This is a genomic window from Micromonospora fluostatini, from assembly GCF_050410825.1.
In the GTDB taxonomy this organism is placed as follows: Bacteria; Actinomycetota; Actinomycetes; order Mycobacteriales; family Micromonosporaceae; genus Micromonospora; species Micromonospora rosaria.
Map to the genome: position 1 here is coordinate 3,943,214 of NZ_CP191251.1, position 26,918 is coordinate 3,970,131.

The window sequence follows — 26,918 nt, forward strand, 5'->3', positions numbered from 1 at the left end:
ATGCCGGGCGGGTTCGGGCCGGCCACCCGGGAGTGGTTCGCGGCGGCCTTCGCCGCGCCGACCGCCGCGCAGACCGGCGCCTGGCACTCGGTCGCCGCCGGGCACAACGCCCTGGTGGTGGCCCCCACCGGCTCCGGGAAGACCCTCGCCGCGTTCCTCTGGTCGCTGGACCGGATCGCCCGGACCCCGCCCCCGCCCGACGCCCGGCGGCGCTGCCGGGTCCTCTACGTCAGCCCGCTCAAGGCCCTCGCGGTCGACGTCGAGCGGAACCTGCGCGCCCCGCTGGCCGGCATCCGGCAGGCCGCCACCCGGCTCGGGATCGCCCCGCCGGAGATCACCGTCGGGATGCGGACCGGGGACACCCCGGCCGACGAGCGGCGGGCCTTCGCCCGGACCCCGCCGGACATCCTGATCACCACGCCCGAGTCGCTGTTCCTGCTGCTCACCTCGGCCGCGCGGGAGTCGCTCCGGGGGGTCGAGACGGTGATCGTGGACGAGGTCCACGCGGTCGCCGGCACCAAGCGCGGCGCGCACCTCGCCCTCTCCCTGGAACGCCTCGACGCGCTGCTGCCGGCCCCGGCGCAGCGGATCGGGCTCTCCGCGACCGTCCGCCCGGTCGACACCTGCGCCCGGTTCCTCGGCGGCGCACGCGCGGTCGACGTGGTGCAGCCGGCCACCGAGAAGACCATCGAGGTGGACGTCCAGGTGCCGGTCGAGGACATGACCCGCCTGGAGGACCCGGCGACGCCGGCCCACACCCACCCGGAGGACCCGGCGACGCCGGCCCACACCCACCCGGAGGACCCGGCGACGCCGGCCCACACCCACCCGGAGGACCCGGCGACGCCGGCCCACACCCACCCGGAGGACCCGGCGACGCCGGCCCACACCCGCCTGGAGGACCCGGCGACGCCGGCCGGCGCGTACCCGGGCGAGCCGGCGGGGAGCAGCCTGGGCTGGCCGGCGGGGCCCGCCGACGGTGACCTCGGCGGGCCGGGGCCCCGCCGCGCCTCGATCTGGCCGGCCGTGGAGGAACGGGTCCTCGCGCTGATCCGGGCCCACCGCTCCACCATCGTCTTCACCAACTCCCGGCGCAGCGCCGAACGGCTCTGCGCCCGGCTCAACGAACTCGCCGCCGAGGAGGCCGGCACCGACCCGGCCAGCGGCAGGCCGACGCCCGACGGGAGACCGGGGGCCGGGCCGACGGTCGGTGGTGGGCGGGCACCGGCCGAGGTGATGGCCCAGTCCGGGGCCGCGACCGGGGCGGCCCCCGTGATCGCCCGCGCCCACCACGGCAGCGTCTCGCGGGAGGAGCGCCGGCAGATCGAGGAGGCGCTCAAGGCCGGCCGGCTGCCCGCCGTGGTGGCCACCTCCAGCCTGGAGCTCGGCATCGACATGGGCGCGGTCGACCTGGTGGTGCAGATCGAGGCCCCGCCCAGCGTGGCCGCCGGGCTGCAACGGGTCGGCCGGGCCGGGCACCAGGTCGGGGCGGTCTCCCGGGGGGTGGTCTTCCCCAAGCACCGGGGCGACCTGCTCTCCTGCACCGTGGTCGCGGAGCGGATGGCGGCCGGCGCCATCGAGGAGTTGCACCCACCGCGCAACCCGCTCGACGTGCTCGCCCAGCAGATCGTGGCGATGGTGGCCCTCGACCCGTGGCCGGTCGGTGACCTGGCCGCCCTGGTCCGCCGGGCGGCGTCCTACGCCGACCTGCCCGACTCGGCGCTGCACGCCGTCCTCGACATGCTCTCCGGGCGGTACCCGTCGACCGCCTTCGCCGAGCTGCGGCCCCGGCTGGTCTGGGACCGGGTCACCGACACGCTGACCGGCCGGCCGGGTGCCCAGCGGCTCGCGGTGACCAGCGGCGGCACCATCCCCGACCGGGGGCTGTTCGGGGTCTTCCTGGCCGGGGCGGAACGCGCGGCCCGGGTCGGCGAGCTGGACGAGGAGATGGTCTACGAGTCCCGGGTCGGCGACGTCTTCCTGCTCGGCTCCTCCTCCTGGCGGATCGAGGAGATCACCCCGGACCGGGTGCTCGTCTCGCCGGCCCCCGGCCAGGCCGCCCGGATGCCGTTCTGGAAGGGCGACAACGCCGGCCGGCCGGTGGAGCTGGGCCGGGCCATCGGGGCCCGGGTCCGGGCCCTGCTGCGGCAGGACGACGCCACGGCGGTGGCCGCGCTACGCGCCGGCGGGCTGGACGACTGGGCCGCCGGCAACCTGCTGGCGTACCTGCGGGAACAGCAGGCCGCCACCCGCTCCCTGCCGGACGACCGGACGGTCGTGGTGGAGCGGTTCCGCGACGAGCTGGGCGACTGGCGGCTGGCCGTGCACAGCCTGCTCGGCGCGCGGGTCAACGCGCCCTGGGCGCTGGCCATCGGCCGCCGGCTCGCCGAGCGGTACGGGGTGGACGCCCAGGTGCTCCCCTCCGACGACGGCATCGTCATCCGGTTGCCGGACACCGCCGACGAGCCGCCCGGCGCCGACGTGGTCGCCTTCGACCCCGACGAGATCGCCCAGCTCGTCGAGGAGTCCGTCGGCACCTCCGCGCTCTTCGCCGCCCGGTTCCGTGAGTGCGCCGCCCGGTCGCTGCTGCTGCCCCGCCGCGACCCGCGCCGCCGCCAGCCGCTCTGGCAGCAGCGGCAACGCGCCGCCCAACTGCTCGACGTCGCCCGGGAGTACGCCGACTTCCCGGTCACCCTGGAGGCCGCCCGGGAGTGTCTCCAGGACGTCTTCGACCAGCCCGCCCTCGCCCAGCTCATGCGGGACCTGGCCGGCCGCCGGGTACGCCTGGTGGAGGTGTCCACCGAGCGGCCCTCACCGTTCGCCCGCTCGCTGCTGTTCGGGTACGTCGGGGTGTTCCTCTACGAGGGCGACGCCCCCCTCGCCGAGCGGCGGGCCGCCGCCCTGGCGCTGGACTCGGCCCTGCTCGGCGAGCTGCTGGGCCGGGTCGACCTGCGGGAGCTGCTCGACCCGGCGGTGCTCGCCGAGAGCGACCGGCAGCTACGCTGGCTGACCGACCAGCGCCGGCCGCGCGACGCCGAGGACGTGGTGGAGCTGCTCCGGGTGGTCGGTGACCTCTCCGACGCCGAGCTGGCCGAGCGCGGGGTGCCCGCCGCCTGGCCCGCCGAGTTGGCGGCGGCCCGCCGGGTGCTGCGGATCCGGGTCGCCGGCCAGGACCGCTGGATCGTCGTCGAGGACGCCGCCCGGTTCCGCGACGCCCTCGGCGTGGCGCTGCCGGTCGGGGTCGCCGAGGCGTACCTCGAACCGGTGCCCGACCCGCTCGGCGACGTGGTCGCCCGGTACGCCCGCACGCACGGGCCGTTCGCCGCCGCCACCTGCGCCGCCCGGTACGGGCTCGGGGTCTTCGTGGTGGAGCAGGCGCTGCGCCGGCTGGCCGCCACCGGGCGGGTGGTCTCCGGCGAGTTCACCCCCGACGGCGTGGGCACCCAGTGGTGCGACGCGGAGGTGCTGCGGCTGCTGCGGCGGCGCTCCCTGGCCGCGCTGCGCCGGGAGATCGAGCCGGTGCCGCCGGCCGTGCTGGCCACCTTCCTGCCCCGCTGGCAGCAGGTGGGCGCCGCGGCGCGCGGGGTGGAGGCGCTGGCGGCGGCGGTGGAGCAGGTGCAGGGGGTGGCGGTGCCCGCCTCCGCCCTGGAACGGCTGGTCCTGCCGGCCCGGGTCGCCGACTACTCCCCCGGCCAGCTCGACGAGCTGTGCGCCAGCGGGGAGGTGGTCTGGGCCGGTGCCGGGGCGATCAGCGGCGGGGACGGCTGGGTCACCCTGGCGTACGCCGACGCCGCGCCGCTGCTGCTCCCCCCGCCGGACGAGGCGCTGGCCCGTACCCCGCTGCACGACGCGGTGCTCGACGCCCTCGCCGACGGTCAGGCGCTGTTCTTCCGCACGCTGGCCGACCGGATCGGCGCCACCGGCGGGGCAGGCATGGCCGGTGGCACCGGCGGGGCAGGCATGGCCGGTGGCACCGGCGGGGCAGGCATGGCCGGCGGCACCGGCGGGGCAGGCATGGCCGGCGGCACCGGCGGGGCAGGCATGGCCGGCGGCACCGGCGGGGCAGGCATGGCCGGCGGCACCGGCGGGGCAGGCATGGCCGGCGGCACCGGCGGGGCAGGCATGGCCGGGGCCACCGACGACGCGGCGCTGGTCGCCGCCCTGTGGGACCTGGTCTGGGCCGGGCACCTCACCAACGACACCCTGGCCCCGCTGCGGGCCCGGCTCGGCGGCGGGGGCGCCCACCGGTCCCGCCCGGCCGCCCCGCGCACCCGGTACCGGCGGCCCGGTCGGGTGGCGCTGCCCACCCGGGGCGGGCCGCCGACCGTGGCCGGGCGCTGGTCCCGGCTGCCGGAGCGGGACACCGATCCGACCCGGCGGGCCGCCGCCCTGGCCGACCTGCTGCTGGACCGGCACGGCATCGTCACCCGGGGCGCGGTCGTGGCCGAGCAGGTGCCCGGCGGGTTCGCGGCGGTGTACCCGGTGCTGTCCGCCCTGGAGGAGCGCGGCGCGGCCCGGCGCGGGTACTTCGTGGAGGGGCTGGGCGCGGCCCAGTTCGCCGTACCGGGGGCGGTGGACCGGATCCGGGCGGTGGCCGAGGCCCTCGACGGCCGGGCACGCGGCGGCCCGGCCCTGGTCCTGGCGGCGACCGACCCGGCCAACCCGTACGGCGCGGCGCTGCCCTGGCCGGACCGGGTCCTCGACTCCGGCGACGACGCCGCACCGGCCACCGGCCACCGCGCCGGCCGCAAGGCGGGGGCCGTGGTGGTGCTGGTCGGCGGCGACCTGGCGCTCTACGTCGAGCGGGGTGGCCGGACCCTGCTCTCCTTCACCGACGACACGGAGGCGCTGGCGGCGGCGGGCAGGGCGCTGGCCGACGCGGTGCACGCCGGAGCGCTGGGGGCGCTGTCGGTGGAACGGGCCGACGGGGAGTCGGTGCGCTCCTCGCCGCTGCGCGACGCGCTCACCGCCGCCGGGTTCCGGGCCACCCCCCGCGGGCTACGGCTACGCGGCTGACCCCCCGGTCCGACCGGGCCTCCCCTCGGCCGGCCGCCTCGGGCCACCGGCCCGGTGACCCGGGCCGCCCCGCACGGTGGACCCGGCGGCCCGGCCGGGACGCGGACCAGCGCCGGGACGCGGGTCAGCACAAGGGCTCGGGTCAGCGCCGGGACTCGGGTCAGCGCAGTCCGGCGAGGACGCGCTCGTACTTCGGCCGGTCGGCGGCCGGGGTCCGCGCCTCCAGATAGTTCAGCACGACGCTGCCCCGCCGGTACGAGGCCCCGCTCCAGACGTCGGCCATGTCCCCGGCGCTCGTCTCGTCCGGGAAGACGTACACCGTCACCGCGTCGGTGGCGATCAGCTCGGAGCAGCCCAGCCCGTCCCCGTCCGGTCCACAGTCGACGGAACGGTCCCGGGGGTTGGGCACCCGCAGCCCGGCCGCCCGGAACGCCGCGACGACCTCCCGCGCGCCCGGTGCCGTGCTGGGCCGGGGCGGAAGCTGCACCGGGGGCAGGGTGCTCGGGCGGCGTTCCGTCGACCTCTCGGGCTCCGGCGGTGCGGCCGGCGCGGTGGTCGGCGCGGTGCCGGTGGGCGCGGGTGCCGGGGCACCGCCGGTCGGGACGCCGGTGGCCGGGGGCGCGGTGGGAGCCGGGACGGTACCGACCGGTGGCCCGGAGGGGGCCGGAGCGGACGGAGCGGACGGGGCGGGTGGCGTCGGGCCGGCCTCGGGGCGGTCCCGGGAGTCGTCGGCGCAGGCGACGGTGGTGGCGAGCAGCGCGCCGAGCACCGCGACGGCGGGGACGGTCCGAATGCGACGGGTCACCCGGGCAGTCTGCCCCCGCCGGGGCGGCCCCGGCACCGGCCGGTCGGCCAGCGCGGGTGTCGCACAACCGTCACCGCGCCCGGTCCGCGCCGGACGTGCCGGCGACCCGGACACCGGGCGGCTAGCCTACCGGCATGGCGGAGCCCTGCTGGATCTCGTTGACCACCGACTACGGCCTCACGGACGGTTTCGTGGCCGCGTGCCACGGGGTGATCGCCCGGTACGCCCCGCAGGCGCGGGTGATCGACGTGACCCATCTGGTCCCGCCGGCCGACGTCCGCCGGGGCGCGGCGGTGCTCGCCCAGACCGTGCCGTACCTGCCGTGGGGGGTACACGTGGCGGTGGTCGATCCCGGCGTCGGCGGAACCCGGCGCGGCGTCGGGCTGGCCACCCCCGGCGGGTTGCTGGTCGGCCCGGACAACGGCCTGCTGGTCGAGGCGGCCGAGGCGCTGGGCGGGATCCGGGCGGCGGTCGAGCTGACCGCCCCGGACTGGCTGGCCCCCGAGGTGTCCCGCACCTTCCACGGGCGGGACGTCTTCGCCCCGGTGGCGGCCCGGCTGGCCACCGGGTCCGCGCTGGCCGGGGCCGGCCCGGCGGTCGACCCGGAGACGCTGGTCCGGCTGCCCACCCCGACGGTACGGGTGGTCGACGGCGCGCTGACCGCCGAGGTGTCCACCGTGGACCACTTCGGCAACGTGCAACTGGCCGCCCCGGCGGCGCTGCTCGACCCGCTCCCCGACGAGCTCACCGTCGCCGGTCACCCGGCGGTACGCGGCCGTACCTTCGGCGACGCGGCCCCCGGTGCCCTGGTGGTCCACGTGGACTCGGCCGATCGGGTCGCGGTCGCGGTGAACGGCGGACGGGCGGTGGACCTGCTGACGGTCCGCCCCGGCGATCTGCTGACGGTCGCCGGACGAGTGCGCTGAGCGGTCGGACGGACCGGCGGCAAGCCCGGAAAACGACAGCACCGAGTGGCGGAATCGGTACGCTCCCGTGCTCCTGTCCGGTTCGGCGGTGTGGAATGCTGCCCCGGTGGGTGATCAATGGGTTCCGGCGGTCTGTCCCTGTTGCGCCTGTCTGACCGGTGGCGGCACCTGCCCGGTCTGCTTCTGGACCGACGACGGCCAGGCGGACGCCGACGCGGACGTGGTGCGGGGCGGCCCCAACGGTGACCTGAGCCTGTCGCACGCGCGCCTCAACTACGCCGTCTACGGCGCCAGCCACCCCCGGTACCAGGACATGGTCCGCCCGCCGCGCCCGGAGGAACGCCCCTGACCCGACCCGGCGAGGCAGGATGGTGGGGTGCCCGAGGGTGACACCGTCTGGAACACCGCCCGCGTCCTGCACCGGGCGCTGGCCGGCGCCCGGCTGACCGGCAGCGACTTCCGGGTGCCCGGCCTGGCCACCGTCGACCTGGCCGGGTGGACCGTGCGCGAGTCGGCCAGCCGGGGCAAGCACCTGCTGCTGCGGCTGGCCGGGCCCGAGGGCGGGCACCGCCGTACCCTGCACTCGCACCTGCGGATGGAGGGCACCTGGCGGGCGTACGCCCCGGGGGAACGCTGGACGGCCCGCCCCGCGCACCTGATCCGGGTGGTGCTGCGCAGCCCGGCGGCGGTGGCGGTCGGATACCACCTGCACGAGGTGGCGCTGATCCCGACCGACGACGAGGCGGCCCTCGTCGGCCACCTCGGCCCGGACCTGCTCGGCACCGACTGGGACCCGGCCGAGGCGGTCCGCCGGCTGGCCGCCCGACCGGAGGTCACCATCGGCGAGGCCCTGCTGGACCAGCGGAACCTGGCCGGGGTGGGCAACCTCTACAAGTGCGAGGTGCTGTTCCTGCGCGGCCTCTCCCCGTGGACGCCGGTCGGCGCGGTACCGGACCTCACCGGCACGGTCACCCTGACCCAGCGCCTGCTCGCCGCGAACCGGGGCCGGTGGACCCAGAGCACCACCGGGTCGCTGCACCGAGGCCAGACGACCTACGTCTACGGCCGCCGCGCCCACCCCTGCCGCCGCTGCGGCACCGCCATCGACAAGCGGGACCTCGACGACCGCGTCACCTACTGGTGCCCCACCTGCCAACCCACCCCCTAACCCACCCCACCCACCCCTCCCCACCCGCCCCTCCCCACCCGCCCCGCGATCTTGCACTTCGGGCCCGCGTGACGCGGCATCTGCGGCATATGCCGGGGCCGCAACTGCAAGATCGCGGGGGGCACGGGTTCGGGGGCACGGGGGCCGGGGGCGGGGTGAGGGGGCGAAGGGGAGGCGGGTGGGGAGGAAAATCGGACGAATGGGTGGTTCCTCCCGATCATCGATTGGTCGCATTCTGTTGTCGCACGACTACCTCTCGCCAGCAGTCCACCGCGCCGGGCCGGCCGCGCACAGGCGGTCCGGCCGCGGGTGCCGCGACCCGGGAGCGCCATGGCCATGTTCCGCAGAATCCGGTCCACCTGGCTCCACCGCACCGTCCGTGGCGGTCCGGCAGCCCATCCGGTGCCGACCGCACGGACCGCCGAGACGGTTGCCGCCGCCCCGGCCAGCAGCCTCGACCCGGCCGCCGTACCCCGGCTCTTCGGTCCGGTGCCGAACTTCGCCACCAGTCCCCGGCCGGTCCTGACCCCCGAGGGCCGGCCGGTACCGGGGACGGGCATCCGCAAGTTCGTCGACGCGCTGCCGCTGCCCGGCCCGGACGGCCGCAACGCCCTCGGCGGTCACCTGCCCGTGGCGGTGCCCGACACCATCAGCTACCCGGGCTGCGACTACTACGAGATCGGGGTGCAGGAGTACCGGCAGCGGCTGCACCGCGACCTGCCCACCACCCGGCTGCGCGGGTACCGGCAGCTCAACCTGGGCACCGACGCGACCGGCCACAACACGGTCAGCCCGCCGGACCGGCCGTACCTGCACGGGCCGCTGATCGCCGCACGGCGCGGCCGGCCGGTACGGATCAAGTTCATCAACCAGTTGCCCACCGGGCGGGCCGGTGAGCTGTTCCTCCCGGTGGACCCGTCCGTCGACGGGGCGGGGGTCGGCCCCCAGGACGGCCCCGCGCCATACCCGCAGAACCGGGCGGTACCGCACCTGCACGGCGCGCAGACCGGCTGGATCAGCGCCGGCAACCCGCTGCACTGGATCACGCCGGCCGGGGAGATCACCCCGTACCCGACGGGGGTGGGGTTGACCCACGTGCCGGACATGCCGACGCCGGGCGCGGGGGCGACCACCCTGTACTTTCCGAACGAGCAGAGCGGCCGGCTGATGTGGCTGCACGACAACACCCTGGGCCTGTCCCGGCTCACCGTGTACGCCGGGCAGCTCGCGCCGTACCTGCTCACCGACCCGGCCGAGGAGGCGCTGGTCGGCGACGGGGTGCTCCCCGCCGAGCAGCTACCGCTGGTCGTCCAGGACAAGACCTTCGTACCGGACGACGCCCAGCTCGCCGCCGAGGACCCGACCTGGGACCGGGACCGGTGGGGGTCCCGGGGCGACCTCTGGCACCCGCACGTCTACCAGCCCCGGCAGAACCCGGAGCACCCCTGCGGGCGCAACCCGACCGGCCGGTGGGACTACGGGCCCTGGTCCCGGGGCGCCGAGCAGGCGGTTCCCACCGGCACCGCCGCCACCTCGACCGGCACCGCCGACACCGGCCCTGAGGCCGGCGACGCCGAGGTCGGGCGCGGCACGGGCGGTGGGCCGGCGCCGGTGGCGAATCCGCACCACGACCCGGTCGTCGCGCCCGACGAGCCGCCGCTGGCGCCGGGGGTGCCGCACCCGTCGGCGGTGCCCGAGGCGTACGGGGACACCCCGGTGATCAACGGCTGCGCCTACCCGTACCTGGTGGTGCGGCCGACGGCGTACCGGTTGCGGATCCTCAACGCCTGTGCGGACCGCAGCCTGAACCTCCAGCTCTACCGGGCCGCCTCGGACGGGCCGATGTGGCGGCCCGACGGGAGCCTCGCCGACGCCGACGCCGGTGAGGTGCCGATGGTGGACGCGGTCCGGGCCCCCGGGCGGCCGTCCTTCTGGCCGACGGACGGGCGCGACGGTGGCGTGCCCGATCCGCGCGCCGCCGGGCCGGACCTGGTGCAGATCGGCAACGAGGGTGGGCTGCTGCCCGCCCCGGTCGTGCTGCCCGCCCGGCCGGTCGGGTACCGGTACGACCGGCAGGACCCGACGGTGCTCAACGTGGACGGTCACGCCCTGCTGCTCGCCCCCGGGGAGCGGGCCGACGTGGTGGTGGACTTCTCCGGCGTCACGCCGGGGGGCACGGTGATCCTCTACAACGACTGCCCGGCCCCGCTGCCCTGCCACGACCCCCGGTACGACCACCACACCGGCGGGCCGGACCGCTCCGAGGTCGGCGGGCCACCACCGACCCTGCCCGGGTACGGGCCGAACACCCGTACCCTGCTCCAGTTCCGGGTGCGGGGGGAGCCGGACCGGCCGTACGACCTGGCCCGGTTGACCGCCCGGCTGCCCGGCGCGTACGCGGCCAGCCAACGCCCGCCGATCGTGCCCCAGCCGGCGTACGACCGGGCGTTCGACACCCGTACCGCCCGGGAGACCCGGGTACCGGTGCACGCCACCACGGTCAGCTTCACCCCGGCCGGCGGGGCCGAGCCGGTCACCCTGCCGCTGGCCGTCAAGGGTGTGCAGCCGGTCTTCGAGGCGCGGCACGGCCGGCTCACCGGGCGGCTCGCCGTCGGGCACCCGCAGGCCGGGCCGCTGACCCCGGTCATCCTGCCGCTGGGCCCCGCCGACCCGGCCACCGAGGTGCTCTTCGCCAGCGACCCGGCGACCCCGGTCGGCGCGCCCGGCGACGGCACCCAGTTCTGGCGGATCGTGGGCACCGGCCGGGTGACCCAGCCCCTGCACCTCGGCGGCTGTGACGTGCAGGTCGTCAACCGGGTCGGCTGGGACGGCACGGTCCGTCCGCCACACGGCGGCGAGCTGGGCTGGAAGGAGACCGTCCGGGTCAACCCCCGGGAGGACGTGATCGTGGCGGTCCGGCCGGTCGCCCCGCCGCTGCCGTTCAAGCTCGGCGACAGCGTCCGGCTGCTCGACCCGTCGCGCCCGGCCGGGGCGCGCACCGACGGTACCCACCTCAGTCCGGTCGACGGCCGGCCGGCGCTGGTGGTCAACCAGGTGGTCAACCTGGGCTGGGAGTACCGCTGGCACAGCCAGCTCGGCGGGTACCGGGACCAGGGCGCCAGCCGGCCACTGGTGCTGCGGGTCTCACCCCGGGCGCCCTCGGGGCTCACCGCCACCCCGGTCCCGGGTACCGCGACCGTGCTGCCGGCGATCGCGCTGGCCTGGACCGGCAACGGCAGCCACCCGGCGGCCACCAGTCACCAGCTCCAGCGGGCCACCGACCCCTCCTTCACCGAGGGGGTCACCGCGCTGACCGTGGCCGCGACCGCGACCCGCTACACCGACGCCACGGTCACCCCCGGGGTGACCTACCACTACCGGATCCGGGCGGAGAACGCGGCGAGCTGTTCGGCCTGGTCGAACAGCGTCCCGGCGGCGGTCCGGATGGCCGCGCCGACCGGGCTGGTCACGGCGATCCCCACCGCCGCCCCGCTGCGGGTCACCCTGCGCTGGGCCAACCGGTCGTTCGCCACCGGCGTCGACGTGCAGCGGGCCACCAACCCCACCTTCACCAGCGGCCCCGGCACCACCGCGATCGGGGTCGGGGAGAACCACCTGGACCAGGCCGTCGCCCCGGACACCACGTACTACTACCGGGTCCGCACCACGTACCTCGGGGCCGCCTCACCCTGGTCGACGGTGTCGACGGTCTCCACGCCCCCGGCGCCCGGCGTGCCGCACACCGTCGCCGGCACCGCCAGCGCGCCCGCTCCGGACACCGCCACGGTGATCCTGACCTGGGCCTGCGCCACGCCCACCGGGGCCGGTTCCGGGTTCGTCGTGCAGCGGGCCACCGACGCCCGGTTCACCCGGGAACTCGCCACCTTCACCGTCACCGGGCGCGGCTTCACCAACAGCGGCCTGACCCGGGGGGTGACCTACTTCTACCGGGTCCGGTCGTACAACGTCGTGGGCAGTTCCGCGTTCACCGGCCCGGTGCCGGTCAGCACCCCGCTCTGAGCCGGCCCGCCGGGCCGGAGCCGGCCCGCCCGCGCCCGAGGTCGAGGACGCCGGGGCGGGCGGGGGCGGCGCGGGTCAGTTGGTGGTCGGCGTGCGCAGCGGCCCCGGGGTGCTGCGCAGCTCGGCCAGGGCCGAGGCCACCCCGTGCAGCAGGTCGGTGGCCTCGACCAGGCGGGAGGCGGCGACGTGCTCGCCGCTGGGCCGGGAGTCCTCGGCGAGGTACCCGGCCGCCGCGACGACGAGCTGCTCGTAGGCGGCCACGCCGCTGTCGAGCTGCTCGATCAGGGCCTCGTGCGCGTCGGCCAGCGGCGACCGGGGCTCACGGGGAGCCAGCCGCAGCGCCCGTTCCACGCTCGCCACCCGGCCGGCCAGCTCGCGCAACGACCGGTCGGCCTCGGCCGCCTGGAGCACGGCCGGCGCGGCCAGCCCGGTCAGCCGGGCGGACATCCCGGCCAGGGCCAGCGCGGCCTGGTCCAGGCGGGCCCACAGGGGTGCGGCGGCGGTGCCGCGCAGGGCCATCCGGGAGCGGACCCGGCGTACCTCGGCCACCACCCCGGGGCCGACGGGCAGTCGTTCGACGGCGGCGACCAGCCGGGCCCGGGACCGGGCGGCGGCCTCCGCCGGGTCGATCTCCGGGGGCGCCGGCTGGGCGGCCAGCGCCCGCAGGTCGATCCAGCGCCAGACGGCCAGCGCCAGCGCGCCGCCCGCGGCGCCGGCCCAGGCCGCGTCGGCCAGCCCGATCCCGGCGTACGGGGTCAGTACGGCGGCGGCGCCGCCGAGCCCGCCGGCGGTGACGCTCCACCGCCGGGCCGAACGCCGGAGCCGGCTCAGCTTCCGGAAGTACCGTGCTCGCTCGTCGCTCACCCTGCCTCCTCGCCCCGTGGTCAGCTCGCGGCGCTGCTGTCCCCGGTGTTCCGGTCCCGCGCCATGTTGGCCCGCAGCTCGTCGAGGCGGGCGACGGCAGCCGGGTCACCGGTCGGGGCGGCCTGCTGGCCGGCCTGCTCCGGACGGTTGCTGAGCTGCTCGCCGGCGAGGCTGGACCGGATCTGCTCCAGCCGCGCCGAGCCCGCCATGTCGATGGTCGACTTCTGGATCTCCATCATCCGGCCCTCGACGGAGTTCCCGGCCAGCTCGGCCCGGCCCATCGCGGTCGCGTAGCGCTGCTCGATGCGGTCGCGCACCTCGTCCAGGGAGGGGGTGTTGGCCGGGGCGGCCAGCGAGGACATCGACTCCAGCGAGGCGGCCACCGTCTCCTGCATCTTGGCCTGCTCGAGCTGGCTGAGCAGCTTGCTGCGCTCGGCCAGCTTCTGCTGGAGGATCATCGAGTTGTTCTCCACGGCGCGGCGGGCCTGGGCGGCGGCGGCCAGCGCCTGGTCGTGCAGGGTCTTCAGGTCCTCGGCGGACTGCTCGGCCGAGACCAGCTGGCTGGCCAGCGTCTGCGCGGTCTGCTCGTACTGGCCGGCCTGGGTCTCGTCGCCCTTGGCGCGGGCCTGGTCGGCCAGGACCAGCGCCTGCCGGGCGTTGGCCTGCAACCGCTCGACGTCCGACATCTGCCGGGACAGCTTCATCTCGAGCTGGCGCTGGTTGCCGATGACCGCCGCGGCCTGCTGGACGAGCGCCTGGTGCTGACGCTGGGCCTCTTCGATGGCCTGCTGGATCTGCACCTTGGGATCCGCGTGTTCGTCGATCTTGGCCCCGAAGAGTGCCATCAGGTACTTCCAACCCTTGACGAACGGGTTAGCCATCTTCGCCGTGTCCCCTCAGTAGCATCGCTCCGCCTCCGCCGTACCGGCGGAGCCGGAGCGGCGGCAGCGCGGCCCTGCCTCACATCGTCCCAGGCGCACGCCACCCGGTCACGGGTACGCCAGGGACGCCGGCCAGGCCAGCGCTTGTCGGCAACCCTACGCGGCGTAAACAACCGCGGCTACGCCCTGGGTCAGGCGGCGCAGACCACGTCCCGGTCGCCCGCGCGGACCCGGCTGCTGCGCAGGGTCGCCTTCAACGGGGACTCCTGCCGCACGGCCACCGAGACGGTGCCGTCGGTGGTGACCTGGCGCACGCCCCGGTTGGTGGCCTTGCGCACCGCCGGCGCGGCCATCGCGGGCTGCTCGTCGGGGCTCGCCGGCCCGTCCTGGACCGGCACCAGCACGCCGGGCATCTGCTCGGCGAGGGCGACGGTGTCGCTCACCTCGCGCAACAGCTCGGAGAGGCGGGCGCCGAGCGCGTCGCAGATGGCGGCCAGCAGCTCGCTGGAGGGCTCCTTCTGCCCGCGTTCGATCTCGGAGAGGTAGCCGAGGCTGACGTTGGCGGCCGAGGAGACCTCACGCAGGGTGCGGTGCTGCCCCTGCCGGCGCGCCCGTAGCGCATCCCCGATCACACGGCGTAGCAGGACCATCGCACCTCCCCCTGAGGGACACCCGCCCGATGGACGACACATGTCGACACGGCGTCACCGCACCGACACCGACAGACCGCCGGGCCTTCCCGCAACCGTACCCGGTTGCCGCGCCCGCTGACATCCTCCCCCGTACGTCGATCCCGCGAGCCGGGCCGGTCGGGGGGTCACCGGGCGGCCGTGGCGAGCGCGTCGATCCGCTCCGTGAGCAGGCGCAGCGCCTCGATCACCGCCGCCGCGCGGATGTGTTCCCGGCCACCGTCGAGACCGAGTTTCCGGACCGTCGGGCCGCCCGGCCCGGCCACCGCGACGTACACCAGGCCGACCGGCTTGCCGTCCTGCGGCTCCGGGCCGGCGACCCCGGTGGTCGCCACCGCCCAGTCCGCGCCGCACCGTTCCCGCCCGCCCTCGGCCAGCGCGACCGCGACGTCCGGATCGACCGCCCCCCGCGCGGCCAGCAGGTCCGCCGGCACCCCGGCGAGCTGCGCCTTCAGCTCGGTGTCGTACACCACCAGGCCGCCCCGGTAGACGGCGCTGACCCCGGCGATCTCGACGATCCCGGTGGCGAGCAGCCCGCCGGTGAGCGACTCGACCGTGGCCAGCGTCTCGTGCCGCTGGGCGAGCCGGTGCACCACGCCGGCGGCCGGGCTGCCGACCGGTGGGCGTCCGTGGGCGTCGGTCTCCATGGTTCTCACCCTTCCCTCACCGGCGGCGGCTAACCGCCCGCCGGGCGGCGCAGCCGCACCGCCCGGGCGATGTAGTCGAAACCGGTCAGCACGGTGACCAGGACCGCCGCCGCCATGATCCACCCGCCGACGGCGGCGAGCCCCGCCGGCATCGGCCAGAGGTACCAGACGATCGCCGCGATCTGCAGCGCCGTCTTGAGCTTGCCGCCCCGGCTGGCCGCGATCACGCCGTGCCGGATCACCCAGAAGCGCAGCGCGGTGATACCCAGCTCGCGGGCGAGGATCACCCCGGTCACCCACCACGGCAGGTCGCCGTACCAGGAGAGCAGCAGCAGGGCCGCGCCGGTCAGCGCCTTGTCGGCGATCGGGTCGGCGACCTTCCCGACGGAGGTGATCAGCGCGAACCGGCGCGCGATCCAGCCGTCGACGAAGTCGGTGAGGGAGGCGAAGACGAAGGTCAGGCAGGCCACGACCTGCCAGCCCGGTCGGCTCATCTCGGAGACGACCACCAGCACCATGAAGACCGGTACCAGCGCCAGCCGCAGGGCGGTCAGCGCGTTGGCGAGGTTGAACACCGGCACGGGGGCGGCCACCGGGGTCGACTCCGACGCCCCGGTCACCGTGGCCTCCCGCCGCGCCGGTTCCGGTACCGCACCACGCCACTCCCCCGCCTCGTCCGAGCGCGCCGTCACCGGGCTGCGCCGGGCGCCGCCGAGATCATCTCATCCGGTACGGCCACCAGGTCCACCCCTTCGGTGCCGGTGACCGTGGCCCGGACCAGGTCACCCGGGCGCAGCGCGGCCAGGTCGACGCCACCGCCGGGCGGGGCGACCAGGGTGGTGGAGCCGTCCACCTCGGGTGCCTGGTGCGCCGCCCGCCCCTCGACGACCCCGTCGGCCACGCTGTCGACGAGCACGTCGACGCGGCTGCCGAGGCGCTCCTCGGCGCGTTGCGAGCAGAGTTCGTCGGCCAGCGCGGCGATCTTGTCGTACCGGCGCTTGACGGTGGCGGCGGAGACCTTGCCGGTGAGTCCGGCGGCCTCGGTGCCGTCCTCGTCGCTGTAGTCGAAGACGCCGGTGGCGTCGAGCCGCGCCTCGGTCAGGAAGCGCACCAGCTCGGTGACGTCGGCCTTGGTCTCGCCGGGGAAGCCGACGATGAAGTTGCTCCGCGCCCCGGCCTCCGGGGCCAGGGAGCGGGCGGTGGCGAGCAGCTCCAGGAACCGGTCGGTGGAGCCGAACCGGCGCATCCGGCGCAACACCGGCTCGCTGGAGTGCTGGAACGACAGGTCGAAGTAGGGGGCCACCCCGGGCGTGGTGGCGATCGCCTCGACCAGGCCCGGCCGGGTCTCGGCGGGCTGGAGGTAGCTCACCCGGACCCGGACGACGCCGTCGATGGCGGCGAGCTGCGGCAGCAGCTTCTCCAGCGCCCGGGGGTCGCCCAGGTCCTTGCCGTACGACGTCGAGTTCTCGCTGACCAGCACCAGCTCCCGGACGCCGGTCTTGGCCAGCCACTCCGCCTCGGCGAGCAGCTCGTCCGGTGTCCGGGAGACGAAGGCTCCCCGGAAGGCCGGGATGGCGCAGAACGCGCAGCGGCGGTCGCAGCCGCTGGCCAGCTTCAGCGAGGCCACCGGGCCGGTGTCCAGCCGGCGGCGCAGCACCTGGCGCAGGTGCGCGGGGGTGCGCTCGTCGGCCTCGGCGGAATCGGTCGCGGTGGCTCCGGTCGCGGCTGCCGGGGTGGGCCGGGCCGGGCTGCCGTGGCCGGGCAGCACCACCGCGGCGTCGCGCCGGGCCACCGGGGTCAGCGGCAGCAGCTCCCGCCGGTCGCGCGGGGTGTGCGCGTCGAGCGCCTCCCCGGCGACCACGGCGTCGAGCCGGGCGGCGATGTCCGGGTAGTCATCGAAGCTGAGCACCGCCTGCGCCTCGGGGAGGCTGTCGGCCAGCTCGCGGCCGTACCGCTCGGCCATGCAGCCGGCGGCCACCACCTTCGCGCCGGTGTCGGCGGCGGCCAGCAGGGTCTGGATCGAGTCCTGCTTCGCCTTCTCCACGAAGCCGCAGGTGTTGACGACCACCACGTCGGCGCCCTCGCCGTCGGTGGTGACCTGCCAGCCGTCGGCGTGCAGCCGGGCGGCCAGCTCCTCCGAGTCGACCTCGTTGCGGGCACAGCCCAGGGTCAGCAGGGCGACGCGGCGGCCCTGGGCGGCGGAGGGGGAGGTGGTGTCAGACACCATCCGAGGGTACCGGGCGCGCCGACGCCCCCCACCAATGGCGGGGGCCGGTGGGCGGCGGCCGGGCGGTCAGGCCGGGGCGACCCCGACCCGGACCATCCGGTCGAGCAGGAAGACCTCGGTGCCGGCGAGGCCGGTGGAGCAGAAGACCGAGACCTGGTCCGCGCCGGTCCGGCCGGGGACCGCCCCGGCCAGCACCGCGCCCAGGTCCCGCAGCCGACCGGCGTACGGCGGGAGGGCGGCGAGCATCGGCGGCAGGTACGCGCCCGCCTGGGCCGGCGAGTCGGTGACCAGCACCTCGGCCGCGTCCAGCAGGTCGGTGCCGAACTCGTGCCGGTCGAGCTGCTTGAAGCCGACCACGTTGAGGTGGGTGCCGGGGGCGAGGTCGGCGGCGGCGAGCACCGGCGTGACGCTGGTGGTGGCGACCAGCACCACGTCCCGGTCCCGGACCGCGGCCGACGCCGAGTCCACCGGCCGGGCCGGTACGCCCAGCTCGGCGTGGACCCGCGCGGCGAAGGCCGTCCGGTGGGCCGGGTTCGGGCTGTGGACGGTCACCTCGCGCAGGTCGCGGACGGCGGCGGTGGCCCAGAGCTGGGTCCAGGCCTGCCGCCCGGAGCCGAGCACGCCCACGGTGGCCGCGTCGGGGCGGGCCAGGGCGTCGACGGCGACCCCGCCCAGCCCACCGGTACGCCGTGAGCCCAGCTCCTCGCCGACCGCGACCGCCCGGACCGCCCCGGTCCGGGCGTCGTGCAGCACGACGAGCTGCTCCGTCCCCGGGTGCCCGAACGTGTCGTACGACCGGAAGCCGTACCACTCGCCGACGAGCTGCCCGGCGGTGAGCACCAGCCGACCGCCGGCCAGCGGGGCGGCGGCGCGGGGCGGGGCGACGAGGTGCCCGGCGTGGGCCGCCAGCAGGGCGTCCCGCATCGCCGCGACGGTCGTCGCCGCGTCCAGCGTGGCGGCGACCTCGGCGTCGGAGATGAGCAGCGTCATCCCGACATCCTTCAACCTGAAGTTGACTTCAGGTCAAGGGTCCGGTGGTTCATCTCACCACCGTCGCGAGGGCGCCCTCCGGGACCGGTCGAGCGGTCACCGGCGGTGCTAGGGTCGGCCCCGGTGGCCCGGCTCGCCGCAGCCACTCCGGACGAGTCGTGGGCGTACCCGGTCATGCAAGACGCCCCGCGCGACACCGCACCACCACGCGAGCACCGACGCCGCGTGGTGGCGCACCCGCCGCGCGTGCGGCGCGGCGACCGACTCGTCCCGGCCCCGGTGGTCGGGCCCGTTCCCGCAGGGGTGACGTCATGGCCTGGATCGTGTTGGTGATCTCCGGACTGTTGGAAACCGCCTGGGCGATCGCCCTGGGCCGCAGCGCCGGGTTCACCCGGCTGCTGCCCTCGCTCGTCTTCCTCGTCACGGCCCCGCTCAGCATGGTCGGCCTCGCGTACGCGCTGCGGGAGATCCCCGTCGGCACCGGGTACGCGGTCTGGGTCGGCATCGGCGCGGTCGGCACCGCGCTGGTCGGCATGGTGGCTCTGGGCGAGCCGGCCAACCTGCTCCGACTGCTCAGCCTGCTGCTGGTGGTGGCCGGGGTGATCGGGCTGAAACTGTTCCACTGAGCCGGCCGGGGTCTGTCACGGAGCGGTCGATGCGTAGCGGCCGGACACAGTGGGTAGACACAGGATCGACCAGGAAGGCACGTCCCACCGGAGGCAACGATGGCCCAGATGCACAGCACCGCCCGCCCGCGTAGCAACGCCGCCCGGATCCTCACCATCCTCGGCTTCGTCTTCGCCGGTCTCGCGCTCCTGTTCTCCCCGCTCATCCTCGGTGTCATCGCCGTGGTGCTCGGCGTGATCGGCGCGGTCCAGGGCGACAAGCCGCTGGGCTGGTACGCCGCGGCGGCCGGCGTCGCCGCCATCGTCCTCGGAACCCTGATCAACATGGTGATCATGGGCGCCTGACCGCCCCCGCGCCGACGCCCAGGGCCCGCCGGACCACCGGCGGGCCCTGGCGCTGTCCGGAGCCGAAGCCGGGGCCGGGCGGCCGCTGCCGTCGCCGGGGGTCCTACTCCCCGTCGCCCCGCAGCCCGGCCAGGACCTCCTCCAACTCGTCCGGCTTGACCAGCACGTCGCGCGCCTTGGAGCCCTCGGACGGGCCGACCACGCCCCGGGTCTCCATCAGGTCCATCAGCCGGCCCGCCTTGGCGAAGCCGACCCGCAGCTTGCGCTGGAGCATCGAGGTCGAGCCGAACTGCGAGGTGACCACCAACTCGACCGCCTGCACCAGCAGGTCCAGGTCGTCGCCGATCTCCTCGTCGATCTTCTTCTTGCCGTCCTGCGCCGGGGCGAGCACGTCCGGGCGGAACTCCGGCTCGCGCTGGTCCTTGCAGAACTTCACCACGTCGGTGATCTCGCGTTCGGTGACCCAGGCGCCCTGGATCCGGATCGGCTTCGACGCGCCCATCGGCAGGAAGAGGCCGTCACCCCGGCCGAGCAGCTTCTCCGCGCCCGGCTGGTCGAGGATGACCCGGGAGTCCGCCAGCGACGAGGTGGCGAACGCCAGCCGGGACGGCACGTTCGCCTTGATCAGACCGGTCACCACGTCGACCGAGGGCCGCTGGGTGGCGAGCACCAGGTGGATACCGGCGGCGCGGGCGAGCTGGGTGATCCGGACCACCGAGTCCTCGACGTCGCGGGGGGCGACCATCATCAGGTCGGCCAACTCGTCCACGATCACCAGCAGGTACGGGTACGGCCGGATCTCCCGCTCGCTGCCCGGCGGGGCCTTGATCTCCCCGTTGCGGACCTTGCGGTTGAAGTCGTCGATGTGGCGTACCCCGTTGGCGGCGAGGTCGTCGTAGCGCATGTCCATCTCGCGGACGACCCACTCCAGCGAGTCGGCCGCCTTCTTCGCGTTGGTCACGATCGGCGTGACCAGGTGCGGGATGCCCTCGTACCCGGTCATCTCGACCCGCTTCGGGTCGATCAGCAGCAGCCGTACCTCGTCCGGGGTGGCCCGGGTCAGGATCGACACCAGCAGCGAGTTCAGGCAGGACGACTTGCCGGCACCGGTCGCGCCGGCGATCAGGATGTGCGGCATCTTGGCCAGGTTCGCCACCACGTAGCCGCCCTCGATGTCCTTGCCGAGGGCGACGACCATCGGGTGGTGGTCGCTGGTCGCGGCCCGGGAGCGCAGCACGTCGCCGAGGGCCACGTTCTCCGGGTCGGTGTTGGGGATCTCCACCCCGACCGCGCTCTTGCCCGGGATCGGGCTGAGGATCCGCACGTCCGGCGACTTCACCGCGTACGCGATGTTGCGGGAGAGCTGGGTGATCCGCTCCACCTTGACGCCGTGCCCCAGCTCCACCTCGTACCGGGTGACCGTCGGGCCCCGGGTGAAGCCGGTGACGTCGGCGTCCACCCCGAACTGCTCGAAGACCCCGCGCAACGCGGTGATCACCTCGTCGTTGGCCTTGCTGCGGGTCTTCGGCGCCGTCCCGGTGGCGAGGATGTTCGCCGGCGGCAGCGTGTAGTCGCCGGCCAGGCCGGTGAGGGCGAGCTGCTCGGCCCGGGTCGGGGCCGGCGAGTGCTCGGGGGGCTCGACCGGCTTGCGGCTGGCCGGCACCCTCGCCGGGGGCTTGCGCGGCAGCACGATGGTCTGCTGGAGGTCGACGTCGCCGTCGGCCTCGTCGAACTCGTCGGGCACTGGCGCGGGCGCGGCGCGCTTGGCCGGGCGGCGCCGGGCCGGCTTGGCCGGCGGCTCGTCGACCTCCTCCTCGGCGGCGTCGGCGGGCGGCTGACCCGTCACCGCGCCGGCGAGCAGCCCGAGCCGCTCGGGGATCTTGTTGATCGGGGTCGCGGTGACCACCAGCAGACCGAAGACCAGCAGCAGGAGCAGCAGTGGCACCGCCACCCAGGCGGTGACCGCCCGCTCCAGCAGGTCGCCGATGCCCGCGCCGACCAGCCCGCCCGCGTAGTCCCGCTGGGTCTGGTCGACCGGGTTCTGTCCGATGTGCAGCAGCGCCGCGAACGCCACCAGCATCGAGCCCCAGCCGATCAGGCCGCGCCCCCGGTGCTCCGGGTCGGCCGGCTCGCGCATCAGCCGCCAGGCGCCGATGAAGAGCAGCACCGGGACCACGATGGAGATCGCGCCGAGGAAGAGCCGGACGGTGTCGGCCAGCCGCGCGCCCACCGGGCCGGCGCCGGAGAACCAGATCGCCACCGCGCTGAGCAGGGCCAGCCCGAAGACCAGCAACCCGGCCCCGTCGCGCCGGTGCTCCGGGTCGAGGTCCCGGGCGGAGGCGGCCTGCCGCCCGGCGGCCCGGACCGCCCAGCCCACCCCGTGCGCCACCCCCATCCAGGTCGCGCCGATGGCCCGGCCGACGAGCTGCGCCGGGCCCGGACGGGCGGCGGCGGCCTTGCGCCGGACCGGCGCCTTGGCCGCCTTCTTCGCCGGTTGGCGGGCACGGTTGTTCGGGGTACCGCTGTTCGTGGTACCGCGCGGCGACGCGCCGCGCCGCCGGCTCGCCTGAGAGGGACGGCCCGCCATAGGGTCACCGTAACGGCGCGGGCCGGTGGACCGCCGCTTTTCCGGGTCGTGTCCGCGCGTCGCAACCCGGACCACGCCGTCGACCGTGATATTCGCCTCTCTCCAGGAAGGGCGGTCGGATGGTGTCGCCGGTCTTCTCCGACGATCCCCTCGCCGGGCACCCGTCGGTGTTGCGCCCGTTGACCGGTGACCTCGTCGCCGCCGTCCTGGCCCACCGGGGGTACCCGGTCCACACCGGCCCCGGCGGCGACCCGTACGGCCGCTGGGACGACAGCGTGATCTGGTTCCTCCGCCTCGGCGCCGCCGGGGAGGTCCTCCAGGTCCGGACCGTGGCCGCGCCGACCTTCGACATCGAACGGGTGCCGGCGCTGCACGCGTTCTGCAACACGTGGAACCACGACCAGCTCTGGCCCAAGGCGTTCGTGCACGTCGACGACGGCGGCCGGGCCCGCGTCCACGGTGAGGTGGTCACCGACCTGGAACGGGGGGTGACCCCGCACCAGCTCGACCGGCTGCTCGACCGGGGCGTCTCGGCCGGTCGCCGGCTCGCCACCGCCGTCGGCCGCCTCCCCGGCGGGGTGCCGGCGTGACCGGGCCGGCGGCCTGGCGGGACCGGGCGACCGGCCGGGGCGACCAGCCCCTCGCGGAGGCGCTGGCCGACGCCCGGGACCTGCCGGACGGTCCCGGGCGGGCCGACGCGCTGGAGCGGGTGGCGCGGCGCGCGGACGCGACCGGCGACACCGCACTCGCGCTGCGGGCCCGGTTCGAGCTGATCGAGACGTACCTGCACCGTGACGAGGGGTGGCGGCTGTTCGAGCCGGTCCGCCGCTGCCTCGACCTGCTCGACCGCGCCGGGGCCGGGTCGCCGGCGACCGTCGACGCGCTGCGCCGGTACCAGCGGTACGCGGTCGAGGCGCTGCTCGGCACCCCCCGGGTGGCCCTGGACCAGGCCCGGTCCATGCTGGACGAGCTGGCCGCCCGGTCACCCGGGGACGACGGGCCGGTGGTCGCCGAGCTGCGCTGCCGCGTCGCCGACCAGCTCGGCGACGAGCCGGACGCCCGGCACTGGTACGCGCGGTGGCGGGACGCCGCCGGCACCGACCCCGCCGGGGGCTGCCCCCACTGCCTGCCGGTACGCCGGGCCGACCTGCTCGCCGGCTGGGGTGACCCGGCCGGCGCGGTGGCCGAACTGGAACCGGTCCTCGCGGGCGGGGCGGGCTGCGCCGACCAGCCGGCGGGCGCGCTGGCCGTGGCGCTGCTGCCCTGGCTGCGGCTGGGCGCGACCCAGCGGGCCGCGGCGGCGCACGTGCGGGCGTACCGGCGGCACCGGCGGGGCCGGGCCGGGTTCGGGTACCTCGCCGCGCACCTGCGGTTCTGCGCGCTGAGCGGGAACCCGGCCCGCGGGCTGGAGATCCTCGCCGAGCAGGTGGCCCGGCTGGACCGGGCGCCCGACGACCGCCGGGCGATGGAGGTCGCCGCCGCCGGGGCGCTGGTCTGCGCGGTGGCGGTCGAGGCGGGGCTGGGCGGGCGGACGATCCACCGCCCCGGGCACGGGAGCCGCCCGGCCGCCGACCTCGACGTCGGCACCCTCGGCGGGGACCTGCTCGCCACCGCCACCGCCCTGGCCGGCAGCTTCGACGCCCGCAACGGCACCGGCCACCAGTCCGGGCGGATCGCGGCCTGGCTGGCGGAACGCCCGGTCGGCCCGCCGGTGCCGCTACCGCCCGACGACCCGGCGGAGCCGGCGGACGCCGGGCCCGACGCGGACAGCCCGGCCGCCCGGCCGCCCGCCGACGAGGAGCCGGTGCCGCTGAGCCTGTCCCTGATCACCGGCGTGCTGGACGGGCGCGGGGACGGGTACGCCGTCGACGCCACCGGCACGGTGCTGGGCCGCTGGGGTCCGGCGGTGATCCAGTTCAGCCGGGTCGGCGACCGGGGGGACGTCCTCCAGGCGCGGGTCGCCGCCGAGCGCCGCCTGCCGGCGGAGCGCCGCGCCGAGGCGTACGCGTTCTGCAACGCCTGGAACCACGACCGGCTGCTGCCCCGGGCGTACGTGCACGACCTGGGCAACGGTGAGCTGGTGCTCGCCGGGGACGTCACCACCGACCTCGGGTACGGGGTGGCCCCGGTGCAGGTGGCCGTCCTGGTGGACGCCGCGGTCGCCACCGGCGTCGCGTACGCCGACGCGGTCGCAACCCTCCCCTGACCGTCGCGCCCGACGTCACGCCCTGCGCCTGGTTGCCGGGCGGCCGGGCCGCCATCCGTCTGCGGTCCATCCGCCACGCTCCTCCCGGCCGGCGCGGGGTACGCCCGCCGGGTCGGAGTACGGCCACCGGCCGCCCTCGGTTGAATCGACCGGCGACACAATGTCCCGTGTCGCCCGATTGAACCGTCGGCGGCCGGCGGGCCGTACTCCCGGGGAACGGGTCGGGTCAGACCTCCACGACCGAGGGCACGATCATCGGCCGCCGCCGGTACGCGTCGTTGACCCAGCGGCCCACCGTGCGCCGGACGATCTGCTGGAGCTGGTGCGGGTCGGTGATGCCGTCCGCCGCCGCCCGGTTCAGCGCCTCGGTGATCAGCGGCACCACCGGGTTGAACGCCTCCGGGTCCTCGGAGAAGCCCTTCGCCGAGACGGTCGGCCCGCCGACCACCTTGCCGGTGACCGAGTCGACCACCACGGTCGCGGCGATGAACCCGCCGTCGCCGAGGATGCGCCGCTCGGTGAGCAGGGACTCGCTGACGTCACCCACGGCGAGGCCGTCGACGTAGACGTACCGGCTCTTGACGTGCCCGACCAGGCTGGCGCGTCCCTCGACCAGGTCGACCACGTCGCCGTCCTCGCAGAGCACCACCCGGTCCGGGGCGACCCCGGACTCGATGCCCAGGCGGGCGTGCGCACGCAGGTGCCGCCACTCGCCGTGCACCGGCATCAGGTTGCTCGGCCGGACCACGTTGAGCAGGTACAGCAGCTCGCCGGCGGGGGCGTGGCCGGAGACGTGCACCTTCGCCACGTCCTTGTGCACCACCACCGCGCCGGCGCGGGCCAGCCGGTTGATCACCCGGTACACCGAGGTCTCGTTCCCGGGCACCAGCGAGGAGGCGAGCACGACCGTGTCGCCGGGGGCGATGGTGATGTGCCGGTGGTCCCCGCTGGCCATCCGGCCCAGCGCGCTCATCGGCTCGCCCTGGCTGCCGGTGGACATCAGCACGATCTGCTCGGGCGGCAGCGCGGTGGCCTCCTCGATCCCGACGACCAGGCCGGCCGGGATGTTGAGCAGGCCGAGGTCACGGGCGATGCCCATGTTGCGGACCATCGACCGGCCGATCAGGGCGACCTTGCGGCCGTGCTCCAGCGCCGAGTCGAAGACCTGCTGGACCCGGTGCACGTGGGAGGCGAACGAGGCGACGATGATCCGCCCCCGGGCCTTCGCGAAGATCGAGTCGAGCACCGGGCCGATCTCCCGCTCCGGGGTGACGAAGCCGGGGATCTCGGCGTTGGTGGAGTCCGACAGCAGCAGGTCGACGCCCTCCGCACCGAGCCGGGCGAAGCCGGCCAGGTCGGTGATCCGACCGTCCAGCGGAAGCTGGTCCATCTTGAAGTCACCGGTGTGCAGCACCAGGCCGGCCGGGGTCCGGATGGCCACCGCCAAGGCGTCCGGGATGGAGTGGTTGACCGCGAAGAACTCGCACTCGAAGGGCCCCAGCCGCTCCCGGCCCCCCTCCCGCACGGTCAGCGTGTACGGCTGGATCCGCCGCTCGGCGAGCTTCGCCTCGACCAGGGCCAGGGTGAACTGGGAGCCGACCAGCGGGATGTCCGGCTTGTGGGCGAGCAGGTACGGCACCGCGCCGATGTGGTCCTCGTGACCGTGGGTGAGCACGATGGCCTGCACGTCCGCCAGCCGGTCCAGGATCGGGCCGAAGTCGGGCAGGATCAGGTCGACGCCGGGCTGCTCCACGTCGGGGAAGAGCACCCCGCAGTCGACGATCAGCAGCTTGCCGTCGTACTCGAAGACGGTCATGTTGCGACCGATGGCGCCGAGCCCGCCGAGCGGGGTGATCCGCAGGCCGCCCTCCGGCAGCGGCGGGGGCAGTTCCGTCTCGATGTGCGCCTCGGTCACGCGTCCACCTCATTCTGCGGCGCCGTCACCGGACGCCCGTCTCGTCGTTCGATCATTCGGGTAGTGCCAGGTCCGCCGCCGCGCAGTCGGCCCGGAGCTGGGCGATCTCCTCCGGGGTCGCGTCCACCAGCGGGGGGCGCACCGGCCCGGCGGGCAGCCCCTTCGCCGCCAGCCCGGCCTTGACCAGGATCGTGCCCGGGCTGCGGAAGATCCCGGTGAACAGCGGCAGCAGCCGCCGGTGCAGGGCCAGTGCGGTCGCCCCGTCACCGGCGTCGTGCGCCTCGATCATCCGCTGGGTCAGCGCGCCGGTGAAGTGGGTCGAGGTGCCGACCACCCCGACGCAGCCGATCGCCAGGGCGGGCAGGGTCAGCGCGTCCTCGCCGCTGTAGAAGGCCAGTTCGGTGCGGCTGGTCACCCAGGAGGTGGCCATCAGGTCGCCCTTGGCGTCCTTCACCGCCACGATCCGGCCGTGCTCGGCGAGGCGGACCAGCGTCTCGGTCTCGATCGGCACGCCGGCGCGGTGCGGGATGTCGTAGAGCATCACCGGCAGCCCGGTGGCGTCGGCGACGGCGGTGAAGTGCCGCAGCAGCCCCGCCTGCGGCGGCTTGTTGTAGTACGGGGTCACCACCAGCAGGCCGTGCGCGCCGGCCTTCTCGGCGGTGGTGGCCAGCTCGATGGTGTGCCGGGTGTCGTTGGTACCGACCCCGGCGACGACCCGGGCGCGGTCGCCGACCGCCTCGACGACGACCCGGATCAGGCGCTCCTTCTCCGCGTCGGTGGTGGTGGGGGACTCACCGGTGGTGCCGTTGACCACCACGGCGTCGGCGCCCTGCTCGTCAACGAGATGGTGGGCCAGCCGGGCGGCCCCGTCGGCGTCCAGAGAGCCGTCGGCCGTGAACGGGGTCACCATGGCCGTGAGCAGTCGCCCGAAGGGGCGCGACGCGCCCCGGGCGGGCGCGACAGGGTGGTCGTGGGTCATACCCTCCAACCTAGCGGACGGCCGCCC

Annotated in this window: 20 protein-coding genes; 9 read left to right on the forward strand and 11 right to left on the reverse strand. The window is 75.9% G+C overall.

The window, feature by feature from the left end; translation table 11 throughout:
• Entirely contained in the window at positions 1–5,016 is a 5,016-nt protein-coding gene (locus ACQUFX_RS17210; RefSeq protein WP_428966984.1) for an Lhr family helicase, read from the forward strand.
• Between the two features lie 160 nt (positions 5,017–5,176).
• Here ACQUFX_RS17210 and ACQUFX_RS17215 read toward each other — a convergent pair whose 3' ends face one another.
• The gene (locus ACQUFX_RS17215) at positions 5,177–5,821 is read right to left on the reverse strand and encodes a hypothetical protein (RefSeq protein ID WP_428961388.1); all 645 of its coding nucleotides are present in this window, start codon (positions 5,819–5,821) and stop codon (positions 5,177–5,179) included.
• Between the two features lie 134 nt (positions 5,822–5,955).
• On the opposite strand from ACQUFX_RS17215, the gene ACQUFX_RS17220 reads away from it, so the two are divergent.
• The 4 genes from ACQUFX_RS17220 (at position 5,956) to ACQUFX_RS17235 (ending at position 11,935) form a co-directional block, all read left to right on the forward strand.
• Positions 5,956–6,747, forward strand: coding sequence for an SAM hydrolase/SAM-dependent halogenase family protein (locus ACQUFX_RS17220; RefSeq protein WP_428961389.1), 792 nt, complete (start codon positions 5,956–5,958; stop codon positions 6,745–6,747).
• Between the two features lie 106 nt (positions 6,748–6,853).
• Positions 6,854–7,096 (forward strand): CPCC family cysteine-rich protein, encoded by a 243-nt coding sequence (locus tag ACQUFX_RS17225; protein ID WP_067365448.1) that lies wholly within the window; start codon positions 6,854–6,856, stop codon positions 7,094–7,096.
• 27 nt (positions 7,097–7,123) lie between these two features.
• A complete protein-coding gene (locus tag ACQUFX_RS17230) occupies positions 7,124–7,915 on the forward strand; it encodes a DNA-formamidopyrimidine glycosylase family protein (protein WP_428961390.1) in 792 nt (263 codons plus the stop codon).
• Between the two features lie 216 nt (positions 7,916–8,131).
• Positions 8,132–11,935 (forward strand): hypothetical protein, encoded by a 3,804-nt coding sequence (locus tag ACQUFX_RS17235; protein ID WP_428966985.1) that lies wholly within the window; start codon positions 8,132–8,134, stop codon positions 11,933–11,935.
• A gap of 75 nt (positions 11,936–12,010) precedes the next feature.
• Here ACQUFX_RS17235 and pspM read toward each other — a convergent pair whose 3' ends face one another.
• From pspM to ACQUFX_RS17270, 7 genes are all read right to left on the reverse strand, one after another.
• On the reverse strand, positions 12,011–12,799 hold the full coding sequence (pspM, locus tag ACQUFX_RS17240) for a phage shock envelope stress response protein PspM (protein WP_428961391.1): 789 nt from the start codon (positions 12,797–12,799) through the stop codon (positions 12,011–12,013).
• A gap of 20 nt (positions 12,800–12,819) precedes the next feature.
• Complete coding sequence (locus ACQUFX_RS17245; protein WP_067365438.1) at positions 12,820–13,680, reverse strand: PspA/IM30 family protein; 861 nt, start codon at positions 13,678–13,680, stop codon at positions 12,820–12,822.
• A 191-nt stretch (positions 13,681–13,871) separates the two neighbouring features.
• Positions 13,872–14,330: a helix-turn-helix domain-containing protein gene (locus ACQUFX_RS17250; RefSeq protein ID WP_428961392.1), complete on the reverse strand. Its 459-nt coding sequence runs from the start codon at positions 14,328–14,330 to the stop codon at positions 13,872–13,874.
• A gap of 167 nt (positions 14,331–14,497) precedes the next feature.
• A complete protein-coding gene (locus ACQUFX_RS17255) occupies positions 14,498–15,016 on the reverse strand; it encodes a CinA family protein (RefSeq protein ID WP_428961393.1) in 519 nt (172 codons plus the stop codon).
• Positions 15,017–15,045: 29 nt separating this feature from the next.
• Positions 15,046–15,636 carry a CDP-diacylglycerol--glycerol-3-phosphate 3-phosphatidyltransferase gene (gene pgsA, locus ACQUFX_RS17260; protein WP_428961394.1) on the reverse strand — a complete coding sequence of 197 codons (591 nt, stop codon included), beginning with the start codon at positions 15,634–15,636 and terminating at the stop codon, positions 15,046–15,048.
• A gap of 68 nt (positions 15,637–15,704) precedes the next feature.
• Positions 15,705–17,243: a 30S ribosomal protein S12 methylthiotransferase RimO gene (rimO, locus tag ACQUFX_RS17265; RefSeq protein WP_428961395.1), complete on the reverse strand. Its 1,539-nt coding sequence runs from the start codon at positions 17,241–17,243 to the stop codon at positions 15,705–15,707.
• Positions 17,244–17,309: 66 nt separating this feature from the next.
• On the reverse strand, positions 17,310–18,233 hold the full coding sequence (locus ACQUFX_RS17270; RefSeq protein ID WP_428961396.1) for an ornithine cyclodeaminase family protein: 924 nt from the start codon (positions 18,231–18,233) through the stop codon (positions 17,310–17,312).
• 311 nt (positions 18,234–18,544) lie between these two features.
• On the opposite strand from ACQUFX_RS17270, the gene ACQUFX_RS17275 reads away from it, so the two are divergent.
• Together ACQUFX_RS17275 and ACQUFX_RS17280 are read left to right on the forward strand one after the other, a co-directional pair.
• Positions 18,545–18,859 (forward strand): DMT family transporter, encoded by a 315-nt coding sequence (locus ACQUFX_RS17275; RefSeq protein ID WP_428961397.1) that lies wholly within the window; start codon positions 18,545–18,547, stop codon positions 18,857–18,859.
• Between the two features lie 99 nt (positions 18,860–18,958).
• Positions 18,959–19,204: a hypothetical protein gene (locus tag ACQUFX_RS17280; protein WP_428961398.1), complete on the forward strand. Its 246-nt coding sequence runs from the start codon at positions 18,959–18,961 to the stop codon at positions 19,202–19,204.
• A 103-nt stretch (positions 19,205–19,307) separates the two neighbouring features.
• Here ACQUFX_RS17280 and ACQUFX_RS17285 read toward each other — a convergent pair whose 3' ends face one another.
• Positions 19,308–21,791, reverse strand: a complete 2,484-nt coding sequence (locus tag ACQUFX_RS17285) for an FtsK/SpoIIIE family DNA translocase (RefSeq protein ID WP_428961399.1) — start codon at positions 21,789–21,791, stop codon at positions 19,308–19,310.
• A 119-nt stretch (positions 21,792–21,910) separates the two neighbouring features.
• Between ACQUFX_RS17285 and ACQUFX_RS17290 the strand changes: the two genes are divergently transcribed.
• Both ACQUFX_RS17290 and ACQUFX_RS17295 read left to right on the forward strand, forming a co-directional pair.
• Positions 21,911–22,381, forward strand: a complete 471-nt coding sequence (locus tag ACQUFX_RS17290; protein ID WP_428961400.1) for a type III secretion system chaperone family protein — start codon at positions 21,911–21,913, stop codon at positions 22,379–22,381.
• Complete coding sequence (locus tag ACQUFX_RS17295) at positions 22,378–23,997, forward strand: YbjN domain-containing protein (protein WP_428961401.1); 1,620 nt, start codon at positions 22,378–22,380, stop codon at positions 23,995–23,997. Before ACQUFX_RS17290 ends, ACQUFX_RS17295 begins: the two co-directional genes overlap by 4 nt.
• 226 nt (positions 23,998–24,223) lie before the next feature.
• Here the strand turns inward: ACQUFX_RS17295 and ACQUFX_RS17300 are convergent, their stop codons facing one another.
• A complete protein-coding gene (locus tag ACQUFX_RS17300; RefSeq protein ID WP_428961402.1) occupies positions 24,224–25,912 on the reverse strand; it encodes a ribonuclease J in 1,689 nt (562 codons plus the stop codon).
• Positions 25,913–25,964: 52 nt separating this feature from the next.
• The gene (dapA, locus tag ACQUFX_RS17305; RefSeq protein ID WP_428961403.1) at positions 25,965–26,891 is read right to left on the reverse strand and encodes a 4-hydroxy-tetrahydrodipicolinate synthase; all 927 of its coding nucleotides are present in this window, start codon (positions 26,889–26,891) and stop codon (positions 25,965–25,967) included.
• Between the last annotated feature and the right edge of the window lie 27 nt (positions 26,892–26,918).

What these genes read in the sequence shown, in the direction of transcription:
- ACQUFX_RS17210 (WP_428966984.1), top strand. Translation starts at nt 1, where the DNA reads ATGCCGGGCGGGTTCGGGCCGGCCACCCGGGAGTGGTTCGCGGCGGCC.
- ACQUFX_RS17220 (WP_428961389.1), top strand. Translation starts at nt 5,956, where the DNA reads ATGGCGGAGCCCTGCTGGATCTCGTTGACCACCGACTACGGCCTCACG.
- ACQUFX_RS17245 (WP_067365438.1), bottom strand. Translation starts at nt 13,680, where the DNA reads ATGGCTAACCCGTTCGTCAAGGGTTGGAAGTACCTGATGGCACTCTTC.
- ACQUFX_RS17250 (WP_428961392.1), bottom strand. Translation starts at nt 14,330, where the DNA reads ATGGTCCTGCTACGCCGTGTGATCGGGGATGCGCTACGGGCGCGCCGG.
- ACQUFX_RS17255 (WP_428961393.1), bottom strand. Translation starts at nt 15,016, where the DNA reads ATGGAGACCGACGCCCACGGACGCCCACCGGTCGGCAGCCCGGCCGCC.
- rimO (WP_428961395.1), bottom strand. Translation starts at nt 17,243, where the DNA reads ATGGTGTCTGACACCACCTCCCCCTCCGCCGCCCAGGGCCGCCGCGTC.
- ACQUFX_RS17270 (WP_428961396.1), bottom strand. Translation starts at nt 18,233, where the DNA reads ATGACGCTGCTCATCTCCGACGCCGAGGTCGCCGCCACGCTGGACGCG.
- ACQUFX_RS17275 (WP_428961397.1), top strand. Translation starts at nt 18,545, where the DNA reads ATGGCCTGGATCGTGTTGGTGATCTCCGGACTGTTGGAAACCGCCTGG.
- ACQUFX_RS17280 (WP_428961398.1), top strand. Translation starts at nt 18,959, where the DNA reads ATGGCCCAGATGCACAGCACCGCCCGCCCGCGTAGCAACGCCGCCCGG.
- ACQUFX_RS17285 (WP_428961399.1), bottom strand. Translation starts at nt 21,791, where the DNA reads ATGGCGGGCCGTCCCTCTCAGGCGAGCCGGCGGCGCGGCGCGTCGCCG.
- ACQUFX_RS17290 (WP_428961400.1), top strand. Translation starts at nt 21,911, where the DNA reads ATGGTGTCGCCGGTCTTCTCCGACGATCCCCTCGCCGGGCACCCGTCG.
- dapA (WP_428961403.1), bottom strand. Translation starts at nt 26,891, where the DNA reads ATGACCCACGACCACCCTGTCGCGCCCGCCCGGGGCGCGTCGCGCCCC.